Source organism: Romboutsia sp. LXY-2 (assembly GCF_056171995.1).
Window position 1 is genome coordinate 57,387 of sequence record NZ_JBKFGI010000003.1, and the last position, 24,610, is coordinate 81,996.

Below are 24,610 nucleotides of genomic sequence, written 5' to 3' on the forward strand. Positions count from 1 at the left end.
TAATAAAGATGCTCTATAAGAGCAACTTTATTCAGCTGGATAAATATAAATAGAACCACCACCGACGATTACTATTCTATGTTCAGGTGTAATTTTAACTAAATTAAATTTCTCAGAGTTAGGTTGTAATCTAATAGATTGAACTAAAATCTGATTTTCATCAAATACTTGAAGGTAAACGTCTTCGGTTTGAGAAACATTCTGAACCATATATTGATTATCTTCAGAAATATTAAAATCAGCAACCTTATATACACCCTCTTTAAACACGTTAACAGCATAAGCAGTGTTACTAGATATACCTAATAAAAAACATGAAAATAATAAAAATACAATTATCTTCTTTTTCATACTTAAACCACCTTTCGAGTTTAGTTTAACTATTAAAAAGATAAATATGTGACAATTAAAATGGTAAAAATTAACAATATATAAAAATTAGGAGATTGACATGCAAGCTAAATTTATTATAGATGGAAAGCCTCAAGGAAAAGGTAGACCAAGATTAAGTTATGGGAGAATAAAGACACCAGAGGAAACGGTAATATATGAAAATTACATAAAGCTGCTATACAGAGGTACTGTTAAAACTTATTTTGAAGGGCCGGTAAAAATGATAATTAGAGCTTACTACCCTATTGCAAAAAGTGATAGTAAGAAAAAGCAAAAACAAAAGTTAGATGGGGAGATAAGACCTCATAATATAAAGCCTGATGTAGATAATGTGATTAAAGTTATATGTGATGCTTTAAATGGAGTTGCATATCATGATGATACACAAATAGTAGAGTTAGTTACTAGTAAGCATTTTACTGATAAACCAAGAGTAGAAGTAGCAATAGAAAATATTTAATATCATAGGGGGAGAGATTATGAAAAAAATAGATGAAAAAAGTTTATATAAAGCAACAGAGAAAGCATTACATAGATATAATGATGTATTAGTTAGTATTGACACTAAAGAAGATGAACTAAAAGTGCTTATAAGAGAATTAAAAGCTCTAAAGGTAGAACTTGAAGATTATCAAATAGATACTGTTCAAAATGAAACTGGAATACATACTAGCGGAATATCTAAAGCTTTAGAAAATAAGGTTTCTAAAAAAGAAAAGATTAAAAATGTAGATATACCTAATAAGAGAAAAGAGATATTTAAAAAGAAAGTAAGTATAGATAAAGATAAAACTAAGTTAGCTAACATTGATAGAGCAATAAACAACCTTGACCCAAGACAAAAGCAAATAGTAGAAAAGTTTTACAAAAGTAAAATTAAAATCTGTGATATAGCAGGGGAGATATTTTTAGAAGAAGCACAAACTCATAACATAAAGAAAATAGCAGTAAAAGCAATAGCATCTCAAATATTTGGTTATGAATATTTGGAACAAGATGATAACTTATTGAAAATGATTTAATTAAAAAAAGAGTATAGGATTTTAGTATTTTCATATGAGATAATAGTATTATAGAAAAACTCATATTTCCCTAATACCCCAATATTTTCTTAGGCGGACTCCCCTCCGCCTAGAACATGGACATGTAGCTCAATGGAAGAGCAATCGCCTTTATGTGATAGGTAGCAGGTTCGATTCCTGCAATGTTCACCAGTATGTATAAATTCTTTTATGTGATGTGAGTTGGGTAAAGCTTGCATTTCAAGTTTGATGTATTTTTATTTCAATGAAGACTAGATTAATTTCTAGTCTCTTTTTTTATTCAAAAGGGTGAGGATAATGAAGGTTTGGAAAGATGCACATGAAGTTATTAAAATGGTTCATGAGTTACCTAATGAGAAGTTAAGAAAAACGGAAAAGGAAATGGTAAGTGTTCCTAAGTTTGATAAAAGCAAAAAAGATAACCCTAGGAAATAGAGTTATCTCAATCATATTACTTAGCTTTTGGAGTATGTCTTTTATGAGGAGAAACTTTAGTTCCATCCTTTTTAGTATGTCCACTTACTTTTACAGTCATAGGTCCTTTTCTAGCAGGTTTTTCTGAACATTTACCTTTTTTAGGCATAGTATCACATCCTTTGTAAGATTTTGTTGTGGTTAATAAAATTATAGCATCAGGAGGTATATTATGGTAATAAAAGATAAAATAAAAATAGGAGCTATGACCTATGATGTTATTAAAACTCATGAAGTAATAGTATTAGACAATCAAGTTTGTAATGGTGTTATAGATCACGAAGATTTAGTTATAAAAATAAGTACTGATAGGTCTGAACAAAGACAAGAAGAAACGTTCATTCATGAATTACTACATGGGATTATTAGAGAAAGAAATCTAATTCTAGAAGATGAAGAAATGATTGTAGAAGAAATTAGTAAAGGATTATATCAGGTTATTAAAGAAAATAAAGAGATTTTTAGATAAATAAAGAGGGAAAATATCGAATTAAGTAGAAATGTGTATATAGAATATACAAGGAGGATTATACAAATGAAAAATAATACACAATCTAAGTCTACTAATAATAGTAAGATAGGTGATATTAGAGGAGGAACAACAGTAACTTATACAAGTAGACCTTTGCCTAAACCATCTCCTCAAAACCCAGGTAGCAAGAAATAGATATGAGTGAAATTTTGTTAGTGAACGATATTATTAATATTATCCCAATATTATTAGAGTATTTAGTTCCTGGATATATTTTCTTGTTAATAAGGAATTTTTCACTTTCAAAGGATGAAACTAAAGATAAATATTTAATTTTTAAGTCTATAGTAGTAAGTTATATTTTCTTACATACTATTTATCCTTTGGTTTTATGTATACTTTCTAAGATGAATATAGGAAGCGATGCTATTAGGAATATATATTTAGTTTCGATTATTGCTTTCTCAATTGCTTATAATAAAATGAAATGTGAAAAGTTTTTATTGGCTAAATTAGGAAATGGCAAAACGACAAAAGAAGATTGTTTTGATGTTATATTAGAAGATTATCCAGAGGGAGTATTAGTGATGGCGTACCTAGAAGATGAAAAGCTTATTTATACAGGTAGCTTAGTTTACTATGACGATAAATACTCTTCAAATGACAGGAAATTTGTACTTGCAGGATATACACTTAACAACTATGATGCTGAATTAATATATGATTATGAAGGTAATGAAGAAAATGTTATAGTATTATCGATGAAAGATGTAAAAAGAATTGAAATATTTAGATAGAACTCTAGAAATAGGGTTCTTTTTTATGTTCCAAAACGACGAATAGTGAGGTGGTGATATGGCTAGAGAGAGGAGCCCAAATAGAGATAAAGCTTTTGAGATATATAAAGAAAACAATGGAAATATTGCAAATAGAGAAATTGCTAAAATTCTAGATATATCTGAGAAGAGCATATCAGGTTGGAAAGCAAAAGATAAATGGAATGATAAATTAAATGGAGTACTCCAAACAAAAATACGGAGTACTCCGAAAGAGAAACGGAATAAAGGAGGGCAACCAGGTAATAAAAATGCAACTGGTCCTCCGGGAAATAAGCATGCTGTTAGTACTGGAGAATTTGAAACAATATTCTTTGATACTCTAGAAGAAGATGAACTTGGGCTTGTAAAAAGTATCAAGTTAGAAAAAAAGAAATTATTAGAGCAAGAGATCCAGCTTCTTACTGTAAGAGAAAGAAGAATGTTAAAAAGAATATCTTATTTAAAAGATACTGAAATGACATTAATAAGTAACAAACTGGGAATTGAAAAAGGTATGGATACTGACTTAAAAGAGTATGAAGGTACATTAGGCCAGATACAAAGTATAGAAGATTCATTAACCAGAGTCCAGGATAAAAAACAAAAGGCTATAGATACATTGCATAAGTTTGAAATAGATGAACAAAGATTAGAGTTAAGTGTAATGAAGCTAGAACTTGACATATTAAAGCAAGGTGGACAAGATGAAGAAGTAGAAGATGATGGATTTATGGAAGCTTTAGAAGCTCAAGTAGGTGATACTTGGGATGATTAGTGATAGAATATCAAAACTAAAAGAAAAAGTATCTAAAATGAAATCATGCAGAGGTAGCAGCACAGTAAAAAAAGCTACGATAAAGTTTAGTCCATTTTCTAAGAAGCAAAAGAAAGTATTAACTTGGTGGCTACCAAACAGTCCAGTAAGTGATAAAGATGGAATTATTGCAGATGGAGCTATAAGAAGTGGTAAAACAATATCAATGTCGCTATCATATGCAATTTGGGCAATGAGCAATTTTAACGGCCAAAGCTTTGGTATGTGTGGTAAGACAATAGGATCATTTAGACGTAACGTATTATTTTGGTTAAAGCTTATGCTTAAGTCAAGAGGTTACAAAGTTGAAGATAAAAGAGCAGATAACCTTATGATAGTTAGTAAAAAAGATGTTACTAATTATTTTTATATCTTTGGAGGAAAAGACGAAAGGTCGCAAGATTTAATACAAGGTATAACATTAGCTGGATGTTTCTTTGATGAAGTTGCACTTATGCCTGAGTCATTTGTTAACCAAGCTACTGGTCGTTGCTCTGTTGATGGTTCTAAGTTCTGGTTTAACTGTAACCCAGATGGACCATATCATTGGTTTAAAACTAACTGGATAGATAAACAAGAAGAAAAGAATATACTATATTTGCATTTTACTATGGATGATAATTTATCACTTTCAGATAAAATAAAGAAAAGATATGCAGGTATGTATTCAGGTATATTCTACAAAAGATATATATTAGGTCTTTGGGTAGTTGCAGAGGGTATTATATATTCAATGTTTGATAGAGATAAGCATGTAGTTAAAGCTTCAGACTATCAATACAAAGAGTATTATGTTTCATGTGACTATGGTACTCAAAACCCTACTTCATTTGGTTTATGGGGTAAAACAGTAGATAATAAACATGTAATGATTAAAGAGTATTATTATAGCGGTAGAACTACAGGAGTGCAAAAGACAGACTGTGAGTATTCAAATGACTTAAAAGCTTTTACTGAAGGTTATAAAATTAAATATGTAGTTGTTGACCCTTCTGCAGCATCATTTATAACACAATTAAAGAAAGATAAATTCAAGGTAAAACAAGCTAAAAATAGTGTTCTTGACGGAATTAGATTGGTAGCATCATTACTTACAGAAGTAAAAATACTATTTGATGAAAGTTGTAGTGATACATTTAAGGAATTTAGTTCATATATTTGGGATGAAGATGCTTGTAAAAAAGGAGAGGATAAGCCTATAAAAGAGCATGACCACAGTATGGATCAAATTAGGTATTATTGCAACACAGTAGTTGCTCAAAGGTCAAGCATATCAGTATTCAAATAATGGGAGGTGAGGAAAATAAATCTAAAAAGAATAAAAGATAAAATATATAGCAATAGCAAAGTAGAAAAAATAATTGAAGGTAAGAAATATTATCAAAATAATAACTTGATACTAAGACAATCTCTAATAAAAAATCCAGACCCTTTAAGAAGTGCAGATAATAGAATACCTCATAATTTCCATGAAATATTAGTTGATGAAAAAGCTTCTTATCTTTTTACTTATCCTATACAAATAGACATAGATAACAATACAAAAACAAATGAAGCTATACAAAATATACTAGGTGATGACTTTTCTAGAAAAATGAAAAATCAATGTATAGAAGCTTCAAATTGTGGTACTTCATGGGTTCATTATTGGATAGATAAGGATAATAATTTTAAGTATGCACTTGTGCCAACAGAAGAAATAATACCTTTTTATTCAAATGGGTTATATACTGAGCTAGAGGGAATTATAAGATATTATTCAACTTTAGAATATGACGAAAAAGAAGAAAAAGACATAGCCTATAGATACTTTGAATATTGGACTAATGAAAACTTAACAACTTGGAAAATAGATGCAAACAAAGAGATATTAGAAGCTAATTGCGAAGTAGGTTATCCTCAAATAATTACTCATACTTTAGGTGAAGTTCCTTTTGTTGAGTTTGCTAATAATCTAAAAAAGCAATCCGATCTAGATAAGTATAAAAGCTTAATAGATTTAATGGATAGAGTTATGAGTGGTTTTGCTAATGATCTAGACGATATTCAAGAGATAATATATATATTAGAAAACTACGGTGGCGAAAACTTACAAGAGTTTAAAAATGACTTAAAAAAGTATAAGGCTATCAAGACTGAAAATGATGGTACAGGTGGAAGTGGTGGAGTTAAAACACTTCAAATTGATATCCCTGTCGAAGCTAGAAAACTTATATTAGAAATACTAAAAAAGCAAATATATGAGAGCGGTCAAGGGTTACAACAAGATGTTGAAAGCGTAGGTAATGCAAGTGGTGTAGCACTTAAATTTTTCTATAGAAAGCTAGAGCTCAAAAGTGGATTATTAGAAACTGAATTTAGATTCTCTATAAATAAATTAGTCAAAGCAATACTTAAACATCTAAACATACCACACAAAAAAATAACTCAAACCTGGACTAGGAACATGATAAGTAACGATTTAGAAACTTGCCAAATAGCCAAAGAAAGCGTGGGAGTTATACCTATCGAATTAATTTTAAGGTATCATCCCTGGGTTGATGATGTTGAAGAAGCCAAAAGACTTAAAAAAGAGGAAGAAGAAGTAATGTTTAATGATGATTATAATGAACTAGGTGTTAATAATGCCGCTACAGAATAGTAAAGCTTATTGGGAAAGTAGAGAAAAAAATAAGCTTGAAAACTCACTTAAAGACGTAAATAAACTAGAAAAATTACTTGAAAAAGAATATAAAAAAGCTATGAAAAACATAGAAAAAGAAATTAGATTGTTATATGAAAAATATGGTAAAGATAACAATTTAAGCTTCTATGAAGTAAATAAAAAACTTATGAGCAATCAATATAAAGAATGGCGAATGGACCTAAAAGAATATGTGAAATTAATTGAAGCTACAGGAGACGAAGAGCTCTTACTTGAATTAAATACATTATCAATACGAAGTCGTATAAGTCGATTAGAAGAGACTTTGTATCGTTGCGATAAATATATCAATGAGATATATAAAACTAACTTAGAAGGTACTACGAAACTTTTAACCAATACTCTAGCAAACAGCTATTATCAAACTTTATATGACACACATAAAATACTAGGGGTTGGGCCTTCTTTTGCGTTTATTGATGATAAATTTGTAAGAGAAGTATTAAGCTTTCCTTGGAGTGGAACTGACTACTCAAAAAGAATATGGTCTAATAGATCACAACTTAAAAAAGTTCTTCATTCTGAAATAACTCAAATGATAGTTAGGGGAGAAGCTTCTTCAAAAGTTGCTAAAAGAGTGTCTGAAAAAATGAATACAAGCTTATTTAATGCACGAAGATTAATCCATACAGAACATAGCTATGTAATGTCAGAGGGAACTTGTAAAGCCTTTAAAGAATTAGGTATAGAAAAGTATGAGTTCTTGGCTACACTTGACAGCAGGACTAGTGAAGTATGCAGAAGCTTAGATGGAAAAGTATTTAATTTAAAAGATAGAGTAGTTGGTGTAAATGCGAGTCCTCTACATTGTTTTTGCAGAAGCTGCGAATTACCTTACTTTGATGAAAAAGATATTACTACTAGATTTGCACGAGGTAAGAATAATGAATCAATAGAAGTTCCTAGTGATATGAAGTATTCTGAATGGGAGAAGATATTTGTAGAAAATAAAAAATAGCATTTTAAGACGGAAGCTTATTTTATAGGCTTATTTTTATGCAACAAAATATTTTAAAGATAACGAAATAATAGAAGGGCGATATTATGAGGTTATTATTATGTATTCTTATTACAGTTAATACAATAGGTTTTGAAGCTTTATTGAGCGAAGGGAAATCTATAAAGGGAATATGGAACAAGCTTTCATATTTTGCAATGTTTGCATTACTATATTGGGTTAGTTTTAAATTCCAATAAATTAAAATTCGACCTACCTACAAGTCGTAAAACTGTATAGGCGAGAAGTGATGCGACCACTCAAAAAAGCGTACTTGGAAAGGAATTAAAATGAAAAAAGAAGAATTATTAGCACTTGGAATTGATGAAGAAGTTGCAAGAAAAATATTAGAAATTAACGGAAAAGACATAGAAAAGCATAAATCAATAGCTGAAAAAGTTAATCAAGACAAAGAAGCTTTAGCAACTGAATTAGAAGGTGTAAAAACTCAATTGTCGGAAGCTAATACTCAAATTCAAGGTTTTAAGGACATGGATATTGAGGGAATAAAAAAATCTGCTGACGATTGGAAAGCTAAGTATGAAGCAGATACAGAAGCTTTGAGAACTCAAATGAAACAAAAGGAATATGATTTTTCAGTTGATAAGTACCTAGGTCAACATGAGTTTGTTTCTGAATTTACTAAAAAAGCTTTTATGCAAGAATTTAAAGCAAAAGAATTTAAGCTAGAAGAAGGTAAGTTTTTAGGTGCTGATGATTTTATCAAAGAATTTAAAGCATCAAATGAAGGTGTGTTTAAGGCTGAAGTATCTAATGATCCAACACCACAAACACCACCGACTTACACATATTCACCGGCTGGTGGAAACTCGAGTAATGCGGATTTAGCAACACAAGCATTAAACGCAGTTTTAGGAAATTAAAAAAATATTTTGAAAAAAAGGAGAATTTAAATTATGGCAAATACAATAGCTTATGCACAAGTATTACAAAGTGCTTTAGATCAAGTAGCAATACAAGAAATATTAACAGGATACATGGATAAAAACGCAGGAAAAGTAAAATACAATGGTGGGAAAGAGGTTAAAATACCAGTAATAACTACAAGTGGGTTAGGTGATTATGCAAGAGGGTCAGCTAATGGCTACGCAGGGGGAGATATAAAGCTAGAATATAAAACACATGAAATGACACAAGACAGAGGTAGAAAATTTACTTTAGATGCTATGGATGTTGATGAATCTAATTTCGTAGCAACTGCAGGAAGTGTTATGGGAGAATTCCAAAGAACTCATGTTGTGCCAGAAATAGATGCTTATAGATTATCTGCTTTAGCAACTACGGCTATGGGAGTTGCAGGAGATGCAAATGCTAAGTATTCGTATACACCAGCTAAAGAAACTGTATTATCAGAGATTAAAAAAGGTATAAAAGTTGTAAGAGAAAATGGGTACAATGGTCAATTAGTAATACACGTTACTTATGATACTTTATTAGCAATAGAAGAAGCTTCTTTAGCTAAGTTAGGTACTGTAACTTTTTCAGTAGGTGGAATAGATACAACAGTTCCTGCAATAGATAAATGTCCTTTAATAGTTACGCCTCAAAACAGAATGTATTCTGCTATAAAATTAAATGATGGTACAACAAGTGGTCAAGAAGCTGGAGGGTATGAAAAAGGAACATCTGCAATAGATGCAAACTTTATAATAGTGCCTGTTGATGTTCCAATAGCAGTAACTAAGCAAGATAAAATGAGAATATTTGACCCAGAAACAAACCAAAATGCAAATGCTTGGGCAATGGATTATAGAAGATATCATGATTTATGGGTATTAGAAAACAAGAAAAACTCTGTATATGCTAACTTTAAGGAAGCGAAACCTCTATAGTATGTATAAACTAATCAAAGGAAATGTAGAGAGGGAAGTTGATAATTCAGCTTCTCTTTCTTTTTTTCAATCACAAGGATATAAATTAATTGAAGCATTGAGAGTTGAAGATAGTACAAAGACAGAGTTTGAAGGAAATGAAAATACAGAGGATAAAGAAATAGAATTAATTGAAAATGAAAATGTAGACTTTGAAGAAAGTTTCAATGTGACAACAGAAGAAGAAATAATTGAAGCAGAAATCGAACCGGAAAAACCTAAAAAAAGAGGGAGAAAAAAAGGTGAGTAAATATGGTTGAAAATATAAAACTAGCCTTAAATTATCAAGATAGCACAAAAGATCAACTCATTTATTTTTATATAGAAAAAGTTAAACAAAAAATATTAAATTATTGTAATTTAGAAGAAGTTCCAGCTCAATTAGAAAGCTTTATAGAGGACAAAGTTATAAACATACTTGAAAATCAATTTAGAGACGAAAAGCAAGTAAAGTCAGTAACTAGAGGAGATACAAAAATAGATTATAATGTTACTACACCTAGTGAAACTACTGTAAATACTTCTTTTTCTAATGCCGATAAAATTGCTTTAAATGGCTTTAGAAAGTTAAGAAAATAAGAGCGTGGTGAGTGAATATGAAAGAAATCAAAGTTAATGTAAAGATAGATGCAGAAAGTTTCAAAGAAGAATTGAAAATAGCATTGAAAGAAGTTATTCAAGAAATAGAAATAGAAAAAGAAAAAATTGATATTGATAAATTCTCAATGGTACTTAGCGAATGCATTAAGAAAAATGTAATATTAGGAAAGTGTTATTAGGTGGTGGAAAGTTTGAATTTTGAAGCTGAAATTTTAGAAGAAACTTACAATGATTTAGTTACTATCAAAAGAAATACTAAATCTAAAAATATAGTTACTGGTATAACTGAAAATATTGAAATTATAATAGGTGAAAATATTAAATGCGCCTTATCAAAATTAGATACCCAAACATCTATTATTACAAGTGATGGAGTAGGTAGTTTAGTCTTTACGCATAAACTTTTCACATCTCCTAACATAGATGTATTAGAGGGAGACATATTAGAAGTGTCTAGCATGGGAAGAATATCTGCTTATTTAGCTTCCAAACCTTTTTATTATAGTTCGCATAGTGAAACATTGATAACGTACAAAGAGAGAGTTTAAAATGGAAATAGAAGGACTGAATGATTTAATAAAAACTTTAGATAATTCACCTGGAGAATTTGAAAAAGAAGCTAATAGAATTATTAATGTTGTAGGTTTGAAGCTTCTAAAAAAAGTGAAGCTTAAAACACCGGTAGATACAGGGGCATTGAGAAGAAGTTGGCAAGGCACTAAAGGGAATTTGTCTTTTACTGTTAGCAATAATACAGAATATGGTCCATATGTTGAATATGGTCATAGGGTTGGCAAAACCAATAAAGTGGTTGATGGTAGATATATGCTTACTAAATCAGTAAAAGAAATAGAAAAAGAACTAGAGAATGGATTAGAAACTATGATTGAAAACTTATGGAAGTAGGTGCAAAATGCTTACTTATAAAGATATATTATTTGCTATAACTAAGATACTATCAGATGACAGTAATGTTGATGTAATAGTAGACGATGTAGAGGGTATATTTAACAAAGAATGTTTTTATGTATCTATAATACCTTTATCAAATACGGCTGCTGCAAGAATTATTGATGAAAAAAGTTTAATGATAAGTATAAAACATTTTGGTGGCGACAAACTGAAATGTTATGATGTAGCAAATGATTTAAGTAATTTATTTAATAGAAATATAAAAGTGAATGATAGGTTTTTAAACATATCTAATACAGAGCCGAATATCTTCAAGGATAAAGTAGGTAGTGTATTAGATTTTTTAATTACTATAAGTTACTTTGATGAAATTAATGTTGTAAATGAAACTTATGAAAATATGCAAGATGTAAATTTGAATACGAAAGAAGGGTGATTATATGGGATTACCAATTATTAATATAAGCTTCAAGCAACTTTCTAAAACGGCTTCTATAAGGTCAGAACGTGGTATTGTTGCACTTATATTGAAAGATACAACAACTTTAAAATTTGTTGTTAACGATGAAAGCGATATAGATTTATCATTAACAGAAGCTAATAAAAATTATATAAAAGATTGCTTGAAAGGTAATGTTAATAAACCTAATAAAATACTAGTTTATATCATAGGTACAAGTGGTACGCTTGACAATGCACTAGCTTATTTTGAAAGCCAAGAATTTAATTTACTTTGTATGCCGAGCGCTGAAACGCTTGATAATACTAAAATTAAAGCTTTTATAAAGAAAATGAATGATGTTGTAAAATATAGAACTGATGCGATACTTGCTAATGATGTTGCAGACTACGAAGGTATATATAATTATACAGCGGATGGAATAAAAGTTGGTGGTGTAGGTGTGACTACTGAAAATCATCTACCTAGAATAGCTGGACTTATAGAAGGTACACCACTTTCACAAGCTATTACTTTCTCGTCACTTAATGAAGTTGATGAAATTGAAACTCTAACAAAAGAACAAGCAGATACAAGAATAAATAATGGTGAGTTAATTTTAGTTAGGGAAATGGGTAAAATAAGAATTGCTAGAGGTGTAACTTCTTTAACTACTTTATCGGATCCAAACGCTAACGCTATGCAAAAGATTAAGTTGAGAAAAACAACTAATCTAATACACAATGATTTAAGAAAAGTTATAGTTGAAAAATACATAGGTAAAGTACCTAATAACTATGATAATAAATGTATATTGATAACTGAAATAGCTTCTTATTTAGACGATTTAGCAATAGAGCAATTAATTGAAAAAACTGTATTTGTTGGCATAGATGTAGAAGCACAGAAAAAGTGGTTAAAAGATAATACAAACTTGGATGTAAATTCAATGACAGAGCAAGAAATAAAAGAAGCTAATACACAAGATAAAGTATTCTTGGATGTAAGTATAAAACTAGTTGATGCTATTGAAGATGTATTTATTGATGTGGCATTGTAGGGGGTGTTTAAATGGGTGTAGATGCTAAAAGAGTAATAAATGGAACGTATGGAGAAGCTTGGTGCAATGGTGTTCAGTATAATGAAACTAAAGGACTTCAAGCTAAGATAAATAAAAACAAAGAAACAATATCACAAGCTGGAACACTAATGAACGCTACGAAAGTAGTAAGTACAGATGGTAAGGGATCAGTTACTTTCTATAAAGTTGATAGTAGCATATTAGAAATGGAACTTGATGCACTTGAAAAAGGTATAGATTTAAAGCATACATTAATAACAAAGTTAAACGATCCCGACGCTTGGGGTTGTGAAAGATTAGCTTTAGAGGGTGTTAGCTTTGACGATATAACTTTAGCTGATTGGGAACTTGCAAAGCTTGGTGAGGTTGAAATGCCTTTTACGTTTGAAAAAGTTAGAAGATTAGATGTTATAAATAAAAGATAGATTATAGGCTAGGGATTTTTTCTCTAGCTTTTTATTTTGAATATAAGGGAGAAATGTTATGAATTTAGTAGAAAAATTATTAAAAATAGATGCTAATCAAATAGAAATGCCAAAAGATGTTTATACAATGTATTGTGCGAAATTAAAAGAAGAATTTGACTTCGATATTCAAGCAATAGATGCAGAAAAATATATAAAAATTCAATCAGATTCAATGGAGTTTGGTGAAGAAGGATTTGAAGAATTAAAGGTATATGATATGAAAGTTAAGATATTAATAGAGGGTTGCCCAATTTTTAGAAATCAAGATGTATTGGAACACTTTGATGCAGTTACACCAAAAGAACTTATAAAGAAAATGTTATTAGCAGGAGAAATAAATAAACTGTCTGATGCAATAACAAAGTTAAATGGTGTAACTAGTGAAAAGAAAAAGAAAAAGGATATTGAAGAAATAAAAAACTAATCAAGTCAGATGGTGAAGTAGCTTTAATGTATGAATTATTCAGACATAAAAAGGTTATGCCATCTGATTATTTTTTTAGAAAAAGTGGCGAAAAGCTAATAATTAGAGCCTTTTTAGAGCAAGAAGTCAAAGAACACAATGACGAAATAAAAGCTATGGAAAGGAGGTAACTATGCAAGATAAGACACTTCAAGCAGTTATAAAATTAAGAGATGAAATGTCCTCACAGTTAAAAATAATAAATGACAATCTTAAAGCAGTTGATAAAACTACAAAAGAAAATAAAAAGACTATGAAAGATTATTCTAAAGCACTTAAAGATGTTGGTAAGGTTGCAGCTGTAACGGGTGGTGTAATAGTAGCAACTCTAGGAAGTGCTTTTGCTTATAGCGTAAAACAAGCAATTGAGTTTGAAAGTGCGTTTACAGGTGTAAAGAAAACCGTTGAAGCTACACCAGCACAATTAGAAGCTATTAGCAAAGGTCTAAGAGAAATGTCTAATGAAATACCCAAGTCAGCAAGTGAATTAGCAGGAATAGCAGAAATAGCAGGGCAATTAGGTATAGAAACAGGAAATATATTGAGCTTCACTAAAACTATGGCAATGCTTGCAGATACTACTAACATAGTAGGCGAAGAAGGAGCGTTGCAATTAGCAAAGTTTATGAATGTTATGGGTACTGACCAAGGCTTAGTTGATAGGCTTGGTGCTTCTATCGTTGATTTAGGTAATAATTTCAGTACAACTGAAGCAGATATATTAAATATGGCTACTAGGTTATCAGATTTAGGAATATTAGCAGATTTTAGTGAAACCCAAGTATTGGCATGGGCAACTTCTATGTCAAGTGTAGGAATTGAAGCCGAAATGGGTGGAACGGCCATGAAAAAAATGGTAACTGAAATAGAAAGAGCAACTTTAAGTGGTGGAAAGTCTTTATCACAATTTGCTGATATTGTTGGCATGAGTGCTAGTGAGTACAAGAAAGCTTTTGAAACTGATGCTTCTAATGCTACTTTAATGTTCTTAAAGGGACTAAATAAAGTAAAGCAAGAAGGTGGAAGTATATCAAAAGTATTAGATGATATGGATATAAAAGAAGTTAGATTGAGGGAAACAATTATTAAATTAGCTTCAGCACATGAAGATACGGCAAAAGCTTTAGGTTTATCCAATGAAGCATGGCAAGAAAATAATGCACTAAGTAAAGAAGCTGAACAAAGATATGGAACTACAGAAAGCCAGTTGCAACTTATGAGAAATCAAATAAATAACGCTAGTATAGACATAGGTAATGCACTTTTACCAGCTTTAAGAGATGCAATGGAATTTGTTGGTGGACTTGCTAGAAGCTTCTCTAATTTAGATCCACACACAAAGCAAACTATAATAACGCTTGGTCTTGTAACTTTAGGTATAGGAACATTATTGCTGATAGGTGGTAGCTTCTTAATATTTATAGGTGCGTGTATTAGTGCCGTTGGTGCAATAAGTGGTGCTTTAGCTTTATTTGGTTTAACTATCGGTGGAGTTATGTTGCCACTAACAGTACTTGTATTAGCTATAGCAGCAATAATAGGAACTGTTATATTAGTTAAGAAAGCATGGGAAAGTAACTGGAACGGAATACGTGACCATTTCCAAAATGTAATTGATACCATGAAAGGTTGGTGGGACTCTTTCACTTCATGGATTTCAGAGCCTGTAAATGCTTTTGTAAGTGTAGCGAAAGGTGAAACTAATGTAGCACAAGGTAACACTAAAAGAAACGCTTATGGTGGCAAAATAACTCGAAATAATGAACTAAGAAGGTTGCACGAAGGGGAAAGAGTTTTAACTAAGCAAGAAACAAACCAACTAGACCAAAACGGTGGCATAGGTGGAGGAATTACAGTAGCAAAATTAGCTGACACGATTGTAGTAAGAGAAGAAGCTGACATTGATAAAATAGCAGTTGCACTTGCTAAGAAAATAAAACAGCAAAGACTTGCATTTGCAGGAACTTATTAAGGGGGTGGTATTTTGGAAATTTATTTTAAAACAGACACGAGAAATCTTAGGTTGCCAATATTACCGCCAGAGATTACTGTAAATGGTGGCACAGTTGAAACTAGTATAAATTTGTTAGGCATTGGAGAAGTAAGTATATTTGGTGGAAAGAAGCTTCAAGAAGTAGAGATAAGTTGTTTTTTCCCTAGCTTGAAAAATTCTCAAAGTTATTCCTTCTTGCAAGTAAAATCAAAAGTTGATCCTTATTATTATGTAGCGCAGTTTAAATGGTGGTTGAAATATAACCAAGTTATACAATTGATAGTAACGCCTAGCTTATTAAGTATACCGGTAAGAGTAGTATCTTTTGAATACGGTGAAAAAGATGGCACAAGGGATGTTTATTATACTGTTAAATTAAAAGAAGTTGCAGAAATAAAAGTTAACAAATTAAATAATACATCAAGTAATGCTAGTGCTAATATTCAAAGACCGCCAAGCCAAACACAAGAAAAAGCTAGTAGCACTCAAAAAACTCATACTGTAAAGCATGGTGAAAGCTTATGGCTAATAGCACAAAAACATTATGGTAATGGATCTCAATATCCTAAAATAAAAAATGCAAATATCAATAAATATCCTAGCTTGAAACAAAATAATATAATTTATTCTAATTGGATATTGGTGATACCTTAATGATAACTCAATTAACTGTTAAAAACGAGAAAGGTGAATGGCTTGATATATCAGATTTAGTCATAAATGTTGTTATAGAGGGAGATTACAAGCAGGGTGCTAGGAAACTTACTTGTGATTATGTGGCTTCTAGTATAGATAAAAGTATACCTATTGCAGAGTTTGACGAGTTCGATTCTGTAAGCTTCTATCAAGATAAAAAATTGATTTTCAAGGGTACTATATACGAGATTTCAAAGGATAGTAGTAATAATAGCATGAGTTTCTATGCCTATGACGAAGGTGTAAGAACTCTTAAAATAAAAACGGCTTATATGTTTAACAATAATAGTATCAATAACGTTATGGACTCTATTATAAAGAACTTCAACATACCATGCGAAAGTTACATAAAATCTGATTTAAAGATAACTAAGACATTTATAGGTAAAAGTCTATACGATATAATAATGAGTGTTTACACAGAACTTTCAAAGACTACTGGTAAAAAGTATATGCTTGAATGGACTTCTAGTGGTAAAATGCGAGTAGTTGAAAAGGGTATAATAACACTTAATATTACATTTGAAGAATATAACAACTTAATAAATTCTAGTTATGCAGTAAACTTAGATAATATTATAAACTATGTATCTGTAATTGATGAAAATAATAACGTTGTGAAAGTAGTTCAAGACGAAGAAACTATAAAAAAATATGGTAGATTTGTTGATGTAATGAAACAAAGTGATAGTCAAGATCCTATTCAAGAAGCTAAGTCAATGTTAAAAGGTTCTGAACGTACTTGTAGTTTGAGTGGGTTTGGTGATTATACTTGTATTACAGGCAGGGCAGTAACCGTTAAAGACTCATATACAGGACTTAAAGGGTTGTTTTATATAGATAGTGATAAGCATACTTGGAGCAACGGAGTTTATTCAATAGATCTAGAGTTAAACTTTAAAAATATAATGAACGAAATGGATGCGAGTGAACAAAATTCAGAAACTCATACTGAAGAAAGTTTAAAAGAAAGTACGGTAAGAGGTGGAAGAACTTATCCTGCCGAATTTACGGCTTATTATCCTTCCAATGACAAAATGCAAGGTGGCTTTTATGATGCTATGGGTAACAGATTAAACCCTAGTAAATTAACTTGTGCGTGTCCGAAGGAAGTGCCGTTTAATACTAAAATTCAAGTCCTTAATACTAATACTGATAGAGATAGCTTAGTATATACGTGTACTGATAGAGGTGGAGCAATTAAGATTGTTGATGGTGTATATAAAATAGATTTACTTATGAAAGATAAATCTAGTGCAATTGCTTTTGGTCGAAGAAAAGGAAGCGTTAAAATAGGCGTAGATGTAGTTGAGAATGTTAAAAGTGATAGTGACAGTAGTTATGTTGGTGATAGTAGCATAGGAAGTAGATTAGTTTCTGAAGCTAGAAAATATTTAGGTGTACCTTATGTATGGGGCGGTACTACTAGCAGAGGTTTAGATTGTTCTGGGTTAACTCAATTAGCACATAAAAATTGTGGCATAAGTATTCCTAGAACTTCGGCAGTGCAGAGTCAAAGTGGTAAAAGCGTATCTAAGGCAAACTTACAAGCTGGTGACTTGGTATTCTTCAGTACAAATGGCACAGGAAAAGTAAGTCATGTTGGTATGTATATTGGTAACGGTCAAATGATCCATGCACCTTCACCTGGGCAAGTCGTGAAGATTGAATCTATAAATTCAAGTTATTTTTCTTCAAAATATATAAATGCTAGGAGGTATTATGGCTAATCCTTACAATGATTTAATAGAAATATTTAGAGAAGAAGGAGGTCATAATAGTAACCCTCCTTTTTATTTTGCAATAGTTACAAGTGACTATCCTAACTTAAAAGTAAAGTTTGATAACATGGAATTAGATAAAAATATGTTACTTATAGATAGCTTCTTATTAGAAAGACAAAAACAGATTGTAACTGAAATTAATGATAGTCATACTCATACAATAAATTCTTTAACTGATTTATTGAAAAAGGGTGACAGAGTAGTTTTAATTAGGGATAGAGAGAAATTTATAATTATGTCTAAGGTGGTGAGTCTATGAGTTTTTTCCCTTTTATTAATCCACCGATACAAGAAATTGAAAGTGAATTGCCTTTATATACTGAAATAGCTTGGGACTTTAAAAACAATATTCCAATAGTTGAAAATGGAGAATTTAAAAAAGTTGAAGGAAATGAAGCTATAAAGGTATGGGTATATAAAGCATTGCTTACAAATAGATATGAACATTTAATATATAGCTTTGATTATGGAAGCGAATTGTCAGAGCTTAAAGGACAAAAATATACTAGAGAACTTACTGAAACGGAAGCTAAAAGATACATAAAAGAAGCTTTAGAAATTAACCCTTATATAACTGAAATTGAAATTGTAGATGTAAGCTTCATTGATGATAAATTAACCGTAAATATACAATTAGAAACTGTATACGGTAAAACGGAGGTGAAACTCTAAATGTATGAAAAACAAACTTGCGAAGCAATAAAAGAAAGAATGTTATCTAGCATAGAAGGACTTGATATAAGAGAAGGAAGCGTAACAAGTGATATGCAGAGTCCTAAAGCTTTGGAAGTGGCAAACTTATATTTTGAATTAGACAATGTTTTAAATATGTTTTTCTTGAAAAATAACTCATATGACTTTTTAGATGACAAAGCAGATGAATGGGGATTATACAGAAAAGAAGGTACAAAAGCAAACGGTAAAGTAACCTTTGTAGGTCAGGCTAATACATTAATCGAAAATGGAAGTATATTAGAAATGGATCAACTAAGATTTATATTACTTAATGATGTAATTATAGGTCAAGACAATAGTATAGGATATTTAGAAGCTACTGAAATAGGTAGCATTTTTAATGTGCCTAAAAGTTGCGAGTTTAAACTGACTACAACTATAAATGGAATTACTTCAATAACTAATGCTGAAGCTTTTAGTGGTGGTGCTGATACTGAAAGTGATGAAGAATTAATAAAAAGATTTGAAACTTACAAACAGAAAATATCTACAAGTGGTAACAAGAATAACTACTATAATTGGACTATGGAAGTTGAAGGTGTAGGAGATTGTAAAGTGTATGATGCAGATGATTTAGGTGTTGCAGGAAATGTACAAGTTGTAATAGTAGATAGTTTAAGGACAGGGGCAGAATCAAATCTAGTTAATAATGTAAAAGCACATATAGAAACTAAAAGACCTGTAGGTGCTAATATTACGGTTGTATCGGCTACTGAAAAAACTATTAATATAAATGCAACTATCTTTACGGCTGATGGGTATAACTTAGAGCAAGTCAAATCAGAGATAGAAAAAAATGTAACTAAATATTTATACGATAATGCTTTTACAACTTCTTATGTATCTGTTGCTAGAATAGGAAATGTTATCTTAGACACTAACGGAGTATTTGATTATAGTAATTTTACTGTTAATGGTGGTACTAATAATATAGCTTTAACAGATACAGAAGTAGCAGTTCTAGGTGAGGTGGTTGTGATATGAGTTTAATATCTCAATTACCTTCTTTTTATTCAAATTCTAAATATGTAAAAAATATTATGGAGTGTGATGAAAAAGAAATAAATTTACTTATAGAAGCTTTGAAGGATTTAAGAAATCAATTCTATATAAATACTGCTACATGGGGACTTGAATTTTATGAAAGAGATTTAGGAATTGAAGTAGATATAAATAAACCTTATGATGAACGCAGAGAAGCTATAAAAGCTAAAATGCGAGGTCAAGGAACTACAACAATACAAATGATAAAAGATACCTCTATGGCTTTCACAGGAGGTAAAATAGATATTATTGAGCAATGTGAAGCTTATCACTTTGTAATTAAATTTATAGACGTTTTAGGTACACCTAAAAACATTGATGATTTTAAGGCTATGATAGATACAATAAAGCCAGCACACTTAACATATTCTATTGAGTATCTTTACAATATATGGAATATGGTTAAAGCGAAGACCTGGAATGATGTCAAAACTCTTACTTGGCAACAAATTAAAGAAACAAAATTAACCTAATAAGAGGGTGATTAATTTGAAAGAAACAATTAACTTAAAATTAAAAAAATATGATTATACAGATACGGTCGATATGTCAACGGCACATAATCCAAATATGGATATAATAGATACAGAAATTAAGAAACTTATAGATATTTTAGGAAGTGGATTAGAAGCTTCTAATATAACAATAAAAGATATAAGTAATTTATTTGTTGCTTTGAACGTAGAAGAAGCTTTAATAGAAGTTATGACAAAAGCAAAAGGTAATGAAACAAGTATTTTATCGCTTACTGAAAAAGTGGATGGTGCTAAATCTAAACTAGCAACTGAACAAGATAAGTTCGTTGACTTAATATATTAAGGAGGTGATTTAATGGCAATAGAATTTATTGAAACCTTGACAAGTACATTGACAGGAAGCGATTTAATCACACTTTTACATCCTGGGTTCGGAACTACGGTATACACTGTTGGCATGCCTTTTGATAAATATATAGACAATAAATTGCAAATCGAATATTTAGTTTCTACATATAGATATTGTCATTCTATTTCGTGGCAAAATCTAAAAGTAAATGGTCTTATAGATGGTACTAAAAAAATCACTCTGTTCGGTAATGAGTATAACGCATTTATTCCAACAGGAGAGATCACAGACCCAAATAATCAATACAATTTATTTGATATAAACAAAAATACAGGTAACGCTTACATGATATGTAGAGAGTTGCACGCAGGATACCAAGATAGGTGCGTTACTAGAAATTCTCCTACTAGTCAATCATCTTATTCAACTACGAGTTTCTCTGACGGTATATACATAAAATTAGTATTACAAAGGCAACTTAACTGTCCACCAACTTTTAATATTCAAGATGAAAATCTAGGTAATAAGGAAAAAACATTTACTATTCCATATACTGTAACAGATGTAGATGGTGATACATTCACACTTATAGAGAAACTAGACGGTACTGCAATACGTACACTTAATAATCAAACAAGTGGAACTAGTTATACCTTGGATTTATCTAATCAATGGGACACTCTAAGTTATGGAAAGCACAAAATAGAAATAATAGCAACAGATACAAACGGATTAAGTTCAACTGTAACTATAGCATTCAATAAAATCAAAGCGCCTATACAAAAACTACCTGCTAATGCAACGCTAGTTGAACGTGCAAATTTCACAGATGAAATGAATAAAGAAATAGAATATCAATTGAGTAGGCTTGAGTCTAACCTATCCGACAAAGGTGTAGTAGTTGTTCCTGGTGCTAAAATGTCAACTATGGTTGATAAGGTTGGCGATATACCTTTGGGCAAGAGGTGGGCAAGTGGTTCTTCTTTTGAGTCTTCTTCTGTAAATAAATCGTTTACACTTGTTAATAATTCCAAAACGGCACTTAGATATGTATCTATACCTAAATTAGAGTTTGAACCTAGCTTTATAATAGCATCTTCACCCGACAATAATGGTCTTAATGATTATATGCGCTTATCAGTACTTAGTAATTTTAAAAATGGTACTACAAACTCAAAAACAGTTAAATGCGCCTCGTATTCTAACGGTATAGTCAATAATAATAGCTATAATTTTTTAGCTAACGAACTTGTATTTACAGATACTGAAATACATATACCAGTAACATTAGGGGATAAATTTGATTGGATAGCAATAGAATAAGGAGGTAATCAAATTGATAAAAAAGTTAGGAACTAAGATATATTATTGCTTGTTAACAGGAAATGTAATAAAGATAATAGGCGATATGCAAGGATATGTAAGAGAAATAACTTTTGATGAAGATTGTGAAATATATGTAGAGTTAAAAGAACGTGATAAAAACACTATAGGATTATTAAATTTTGAGTACGGTGAATATCCTATATTAAGTGCAAATAGTACAGGTGTTATGGTAAATGTTGAAACTAAAGAATTGATATTTAGTTATGAGCCTTTACCCGAAGAACCGCAAGAACCAACGCTTGAAGATAAGGTTGAATATCAAGCACATAAAATATCCATTTTAGAATCACAAAATAAAGATCTAGAAAATGCTTTAGTAGAACTTGCATCTATAGTAGGAGGTGCTTAATATGGTTAAGATATACGTTAAAAGAATAAAAGAAGGTACTATGACTATTGAAGAAGTTCCTATTAGATGGAGAGAAGAAGTTGAGTTAGAATTGAAGACACAAGGTGTAATATAGAACTTTTAAGAGTTCTTTTTTTATGGCTAGAATTATTTTCTAGCCTTTCTACATTGTACATTTGGAGGGGATTTATATGAAAAAGCAAAGTGATAAATTATTTATCCAAGGTGAGATAAACCCTATAAATACAAGAAAGTATGATGAATATATAGATTATTGTAAACTAAAGGGATTGTCTGATAATACGTTGGAAAGTTATACATATGATATGCTTCAATGGTTTAGATATTTAGGTGATAAAACATATGATGTGATTACTCAAGAAGATATTGAAGAGTTTATAACATACTGTAAGTTATACGGTAATAACGAAGATAGACTAAGAAGAAGATGCGCTAGCATAAGCTCTTTCTATATGTTCTTAAGACGTAAAAAGATGATTAATACAAATCCAGTAGAGTTTTTAGATAGACCTCAGAAAAAGTTAAATGTAAGGAAAAAGATATTTTTAAAAGAAGAGCAAGTAAAAGACATAAAAGATAATTTACATACTTTAAATGATATAAGAATTGAAGTATATGTATTACTATCATTATCGTGTGCAGGTCGTATTAATGCTATACAAAATATTAAATGGGAAGACATAGATCTAGAGGAACGAGAAATATCTGCAATAGAAAAAGGACCTAAAGAAGTAACATTAATATTCTCTGATGAAGTTAAAGAAAAACTACTAGAGCTAAAACAATTTTACAAAGAAAAAGGTATAGTAAGCGAATACGTATTTGTTACATATATAAGAGGAGTTAGGCAAGCAAGTAAAGCAACTTTAAGGGATTGGTGCACGAAAGCAGGCAACTTAGCAGAGGTACAAAAGTTACACCCTCATGCTATGAGAAGAAGTACAGCAACTTTGCTTAAATCAAAAGGGATGGATTTAGAAGATATATCGGAGTTATTAAATCACAATGATACAAAAACAACTCAGATATACATCAAGAAAGATAAAAAGAAAATAAAAAATCTAAAAGACCAATTTCAAATTTAGGAGGGATAAAGTGATAGAGATAAGAAGTATTATAGAACTTTTAGCAATAATGGTAGGAATTAAATTAATATTGGAAAATTGGAAACCTCCAATACCTGTTAGTTATCAAGCACTATTAATGCTAGCTATAGGAGGAGTTGGAGGATGGTTTATTAATCCTACTAAAGAAGGGCTTATAACTGGGCTAATCGGTGGAACAGTAGCCTTTTGGGGACGTAAAATATTTGCCGAAATTAAAGAAATAGAAAATGGGAATGAGGAGGTAAAGTAATTATGTCAATTAATTTCAATAGAAAAGCATGCGTTTTAGATTATGGTCATGGTGGTACAGATCCAGGAGCGTGCAGTGGAAGTTACAAAGAAAAAGATTGGAATTATGATACAGGAAAAGCATGCAAAGATGAACTTTTAAAATATGATGTTACTGTTTATGAAACTAGAACTGCAGACCAAACACTTTCATTGGAACAAAGGTGTACTATAGCAAATAAATATAATGCACAGTATTTTATATCAATCCATCATAATGCTGGTGGAGGAGACCGAGGAGAAACTATATACTCTATCTATGAAGGTGAAGGCAAGGAATTAGCAACTAAAATATCTAATGAGTTAAAAATAATAGGTCAATCTACAGTTAAAGAATATAGTAAAAAACTTGATAACTCTAATCAAGACTATTTTGGAGTTATTAGAGGAACTAAAATGCATTCTATAATAGTTGAAGTATGTTTTATTGATAATTCGAAAGATAGAGAGATAGCAGATACATTAGAAGAAAGAAAAAGAAATGGTAGAGCTATAGCTCATGGTATTTTAAAACAGATGGGAATAAAAATAAATAATAATAAACCACAGGAGGAAGTTGATATGGATAAAATTGTAGTATACTTTGGAGATGCAGATCTATTTGCTGCAGTAATGGTAGCACAAAAAAATAAATGCCCACTTATGAAAAAAAGCGATTTTGATGCAAGTGGACTTAATGTAAAAGAAATAATACAAATAGGTGGTAAAAAAGAGGATACAGATAGATTTGCTACTTTTAAGAATGCAACTAAATTAGTGTAATTCAGTTTTAACGAGAGTATAAGCTATGATATTTTACTAGTGTTCATTTAGT

General features: G+C 30.6%; 39 protein-coding genes and 1 tRNA gene. 38 read left to right on the top strand and 2 right to left on the bottom strand.

What is annotated here, in order from left to right:
- Window positions 1-27: 27 nt before the first annotated feature.
- A complete protein-coding gene (locus ACI48P_RS06000; protein ID WP_475214526.1) occupies window positions 28-351 on the bottom strand; it encodes a hypothetical protein in 324 nt (107 codons plus the stop codon).
- Window positions 352-451: 100 nt separating this feature from the next.
- On the opposite strand from ACI48P_RS06000, the gene ACI48P_RS06005 reads away from it, so the two are divergent.
- The 4 genes from ACI48P_RS06005 (at window position 452) to ACI48P_RS06020 (ending at window position 1,871) form a co-directional block, all read left to right on the top strand.
- Entirely contained in the window at window positions 452-853 is a 402-nt protein-coding gene (locus ACI48P_RS06005) for a RusA family crossover junction endodeoxyribonuclease (protein ID WP_475214528.1), read from the top strand.
- 19 nt (window positions 854-872) lie between these two features.
- Window positions 873-1,415 (top strand): hypothetical protein, encoded by a 543-nt coding sequence (locus ACI48P_RS06010; RefSeq protein ID WP_475214529.1) that lies wholly within the window; start codon window positions 873-875, stop codon window positions 1,413-1,415.
- Window positions 1,416-1,533: 118 nt separating this feature from the next.
- Window positions 1,534-1,607, top strand: a tRNA-OTHER gene (locus tag ACI48P_RS06015).
- Window positions 1,608-1,733: 126 nt separating this feature from the next.
- Window positions 1,734-1,871 carry a hypothetical protein gene (locus tag ACI48P_RS06020; protein ID WP_475214531.1) on the top strand — a complete coding sequence of 46 codons (138 nt, stop codon included), beginning with the start codon at window positions 1,734-1,736 and terminating at the stop codon, window positions 1,869-1,871.
- A gap of 16 nt (window positions 1,872-1,887) precedes the next feature.
- Here ACI48P_RS06020 and ACI48P_RS06025 read toward each other — a convergent pair whose 3' ends face one another.
- Complete coding sequence (locus ACI48P_RS06025; protein WP_475214533.1) at window positions 1,888-2,019, bottom strand: hypothetical protein; 132 nt, start codon at window positions 2,017-2,019, stop codon at window positions 1,888-1,890.
- Between the two features lie 63 nt (window positions 2,020-2,082).
- Here ACI48P_RS06025 and ACI48P_RS06030 point away from each other — a divergent pair, with 63 nt between their 5' ends.
- The 34 genes from ACI48P_RS06030 to ACI48P_RS06195 all read left to right on the top strand — a co-directional run bounded on the left by ACI48P_RS06030 (window position 2,083) and on the right by ACI48P_RS06195 (window position 24,558).
- A complete protein-coding gene (locus ACI48P_RS06030; protein ID WP_475214534.1) occupies window positions 2,083-2,379 on the top strand; it encodes a hypothetical protein in 297 nt (98 codons plus the stop codon).
- 66 nt (window positions 2,380-2,445) lie between these two features.
- Window positions 2,446-2,577, top strand: a complete 132-nt coding sequence (locus ACI48P_RS06035) for a hypothetical protein (RefSeq protein WP_475214535.1) — start codon at window positions 2,446-2,448, stop codon at window positions 2,575-2,577.
- A gap of 83 nt (window positions 2,578-2,660) precedes the next feature.
- On the top strand, window positions 2,661-3,179 hold the full coding sequence (locus tag ACI48P_RS06040) for a hypothetical protein (protein ID WP_475214536.1): 519 nt from the start codon (window positions 2,661-2,663) through the stop codon (window positions 3,177-3,179).
- 58 nt (window positions 3,180-3,237) lie between these two features.
- Complete coding sequence (gene terS, locus ACI48P_RS06045) at window positions 3,238-3,975, top strand: phage terminase small subunit (RefSeq protein WP_475214538.1); 738 nt, start codon at window positions 3,238-3,240, stop codon at window positions 3,973-3,975.
- Window positions 3,968-5,302: a PBSX family phage terminase large subunit gene (locus ACI48P_RS06050; protein WP_475214540.1), complete on the top strand. Its 1,335-nt coding sequence runs from the start codon at window positions 3,968-3,970 to the stop codon at window positions 5,300-5,302. Before terS ends, ACI48P_RS06050 begins: the two co-directional genes overlap by 8 nt.
- 6 nt (window positions 5,303-5,308) lie before the next feature.
- On the top strand, window positions 5,309-6,655 hold the full coding sequence (locus tag ACI48P_RS06055; protein ID WP_475214542.1) for a phage portal protein: 1,347 nt from the start codon (window positions 5,309-5,311) through the stop codon (window positions 6,653-6,655).
- Window positions 6,639-7,676, top strand: a complete 1,038-nt coding sequence (locus ACI48P_RS06060) for a minor capsid protein (protein ID WP_475214544.1) — start codon at window positions 6,639-6,641, stop codon at window positions 7,674-7,676. Before ACI48P_RS06055 ends, ACI48P_RS06060 begins: the two co-directional genes overlap by 17 nt.
- Before the next feature lie 86 nt (window positions 7,677-7,762).
- The gene (locus ACI48P_RS06065; RefSeq protein WP_475214546.1) at window positions 7,763-7,915 is read left to right on the top strand and encodes a hypothetical protein; all 153 of its coding nucleotides are present in this window, start codon (window positions 7,763-7,765) and stop codon (window positions 7,913-7,915) included.
- A gap of 90 nt (window positions 7,916-8,005) precedes the next feature.
- Window positions 8,006-8,599: a phage scaffolding protein gene (locus ACI48P_RS06070; RefSeq protein ID WP_475214548.1), complete on the top strand. Its 594-nt coding sequence runs from the start codon at window positions 8,006-8,008 to the stop codon at window positions 8,597-8,599.
- Window positions 8,600-8,632: 33 nt separating this feature from the next.
- Window positions 8,633-9,568, top strand: a complete 936-nt coding sequence (locus ACI48P_RS06075) for a hypothetical protein (RefSeq protein ID WP_475214550.1) — start codon at window positions 8,633-8,635, stop codon at window positions 9,566-9,568.
- A gap of 1 nt (window position 9,569) precedes the next feature.
- Window positions 9,570-9,857: a hypothetical protein gene (locus ACI48P_RS06080; RefSeq protein WP_475214552.1), complete on the top strand. Its 288-nt coding sequence runs from the start codon at window positions 9,570-9,572 to the stop codon at window positions 9,855-9,857.
- 2 nt (window positions 9,858-9,859) lie between these two features.
- Window positions 9,860-10,186 carry a phage head-tail connector protein gene (locus tag ACI48P_RS06085; RefSeq protein WP_475214553.1) on the top strand — a complete coding sequence of 109 codons (327 nt, stop codon included), beginning with the start codon at window positions 9,860-9,862 and terminating at the stop codon, window positions 10,184-10,186.
- Between the two features lie 17 nt (window positions 10,187-10,203).
- Window positions 10,204-10,386, top strand: a complete 183-nt coding sequence (locus tag ACI48P_RS06090; RefSeq protein WP_475214554.1) for a hypothetical protein — start codon at window positions 10,204-10,206, stop codon at window positions 10,384-10,386.
- A gap of 12 nt (window positions 10,387-10,398) precedes the next feature.
- Window positions 10,399-10,755: a hypothetical protein gene (locus ACI48P_RS06095; RefSeq protein ID WP_475214556.1), complete on the top strand. Its 357-nt coding sequence runs from the start codon at window positions 10,399-10,401 to the stop codon at window positions 10,753-10,755.
- Between the two features lies 1 nt (window position 10,756).
- Window positions 10,757-11,113: an HK97 gp10 family phage protein gene (locus tag ACI48P_RS06100; RefSeq protein WP_475214558.1), complete on the top strand. Its 357-nt coding sequence runs from the start codon at window positions 10,757-10,759 to the stop codon at window positions 11,111-11,113.
- Between the two features lie 7 nt (window positions 11,114-11,120).
- A complete protein-coding gene (locus ACI48P_RS06105) occupies window positions 11,121-11,555 on the top strand; it encodes a phage tail terminator family protein (protein ID WP_475214560.1) in 435 nt (144 codons plus the stop codon).
- Between the two features lie 4 nt (window positions 11,556-11,559).
- The gene (locus tag ACI48P_RS06110; protein ID WP_475214562.1) at window positions 11,560-12,618 is read left to right on the top strand and encodes a phage tail sheath subtilisin-like domain-containing protein; all 1,059 of its coding nucleotides are present in this window, start codon (window positions 11,560-11,562) and stop codon (window positions 12,616-12,618) included.
- An 11-nt stretch (window positions 12,619-12,629) separates the two neighbouring features.
- Window positions 12,630-13,064 carry a phage tail tube protein gene (locus ACI48P_RS06115; RefSeq protein WP_475214564.1) on the top strand — a complete coding sequence of 145 codons (435 nt, stop codon included), beginning with the start codon at window positions 12,630-12,632 and terminating at the stop codon, window positions 13,062-13,064.
- A 58-nt stretch (window positions 13,065-13,122) separates the two neighbouring features.
- On the top strand, window positions 13,123-13,530 hold the full coding sequence (locus ACI48P_RS06120) for a phage tail assembly chaperone (protein WP_475214566.1): 408 nt from the start codon (window positions 13,123-13,125) through the stop codon (window positions 13,528-13,530).
- A gap of 26 nt (window positions 13,531-13,556) precedes the next feature.
- Window positions 13,557-13,700, top strand: a complete 144-nt coding sequence (locus ACI48P_RS06125) for a hypothetical protein (protein WP_475214568.1) — start codon at window positions 13,557-13,559, stop codon at window positions 13,698-13,700.
- Window positions 13,701-13,702: 2 nt separating this feature from the next.
- Complete coding sequence (locus ACI48P_RS06130) at window positions 13,703-15,541, top strand: phage tail tape measure protein (protein WP_475214570.1); 1,839 nt, start codon at window positions 13,703-13,705, stop codon at window positions 15,539-15,541.
- Window positions 15,542-15,553: 12 nt separating this feature from the next.
- Window positions 15,554-16,216: a LysM peptidoglycan-binding domain-containing protein gene (locus tag ACI48P_RS06135; protein WP_475214572.1), complete on the top strand. Its 663-nt coding sequence runs from the start codon at window positions 15,554-15,556 to the stop codon at window positions 16,214-16,216.
- Entirely contained in the window at window positions 16,216-17,988 is a 1,773-nt protein-coding gene (locus tag ACI48P_RS06140) for a C40 family peptidase (RefSeq protein WP_475214574.1), read from the top strand. Before ACI48P_RS06135 ends, ACI48P_RS06140 begins: the two co-directional genes overlap by 1 nt.
- Window positions 17,981-18,301, top strand: coding sequence for a DUF2577 family protein (locus ACI48P_RS06145; RefSeq protein WP_475214576.1), 321 nt, complete (start codon window positions 17,981-17,983; stop codon window positions 18,299-18,301). The genes ACI48P_RS06140 and ACI48P_RS06145 overlap by 8 nt, the downstream gene beginning before the upstream one ends.
- Window positions 18,298-18,714: a DUF2634 domain-containing protein gene (locus ACI48P_RS06150; protein ID WP_475214577.1), complete on the top strand. Its 417-nt coding sequence runs from the start codon at window positions 18,298-18,300 to the stop codon at window positions 18,712-18,714. Before ACI48P_RS06145 ends, ACI48P_RS06150 begins: the two co-directional genes overlap by 4 nt.
- On the top strand, window positions 18,715-19,761 hold the full coding sequence (locus ACI48P_RS06155; protein ID WP_475214579.1) for a baseplate J/gp47 family protein: 1,047 nt from the start codon (window positions 18,715-18,717) through the stop codon (window positions 19,759-19,761).
- Entirely contained in the window at window positions 19,758-20,294 is a 537-nt protein-coding gene (locus ACI48P_RS06160; RefSeq protein ID WP_475214581.1) for a putative phage tail protein, read from the top strand. Before ACI48P_RS06155 ends, ACI48P_RS06160 begins: the two co-directional genes overlap by 4 nt.
- A gap of 16 nt (window positions 20,295-20,310) precedes the next feature.
- The gene (locus ACI48P_RS06165; RefSeq protein WP_475214583.1) at window positions 20,311-20,640 is read left to right on the top strand and encodes a hypothetical protein; all 330 of its coding nucleotides are present in this window, start codon (window positions 20,311-20,313) and stop codon (window positions 20,638-20,640) included.
- Between the two features lie 12 nt (window positions 20,641-20,652).
- Window positions 20,653-21,969: a hypothetical protein gene (locus ACI48P_RS06170; protein WP_475214585.1), complete on the top strand. Its 1,317-nt coding sequence runs from the start codon at window positions 20,653-20,655 to the stop codon at window positions 21,967-21,969.
- A gap of 13 nt (window positions 21,970-21,982) precedes the next feature.
- On the top strand, window positions 21,983-22,381 hold the full coding sequence (locus ACI48P_RS06175) for a hypothetical protein (RefSeq protein ID WP_475214587.1): 399 nt from the start codon (window positions 21,983-21,985) through the stop codon (window positions 22,379-22,381).
- Between the two features lies 1 nt (window position 22,382).
- Window positions 22,383-22,496, top strand: coding sequence for a CD1375 family protein (locus ACI48P_RS06180; RefSeq protein WP_475214588.1), 114 nt, complete (start codon window positions 22,383-22,385; stop codon window positions 22,494-22,496).
- A 76-nt stretch (window positions 22,497-22,572) separates the two neighbouring features.
- Window positions 22,573-23,487, top strand: a complete 915-nt coding sequence (locus ACI48P_RS06185; protein ID WP_475214590.1) for a tyrosine-type recombinase/integrase — start codon at window positions 22,573-22,575, stop codon at window positions 23,485-23,487.
- Window positions 23,488-23,497: 10 nt separating this feature from the next.
- Window positions 23,498-23,758 (top strand): hypothetical protein, encoded by a 261-nt coding sequence (locus tag ACI48P_RS06190; protein WP_475214592.1) that lies wholly within the window; start codon window positions 23,498-23,500, stop codon window positions 23,756-23,758.
- Window positions 23,759-23,760: 2 nt separating this feature from the next.
- Entirely contained in the window at window positions 23,761-24,558 is a 798-nt protein-coding gene (locus ACI48P_RS06195) for an N-acetylmuramoyl-L-alanine amidase (RefSeq protein WP_475214594.1), read from the top strand.
- Window positions 24,559-24,610: the final 52 nt, after the last annotated feature.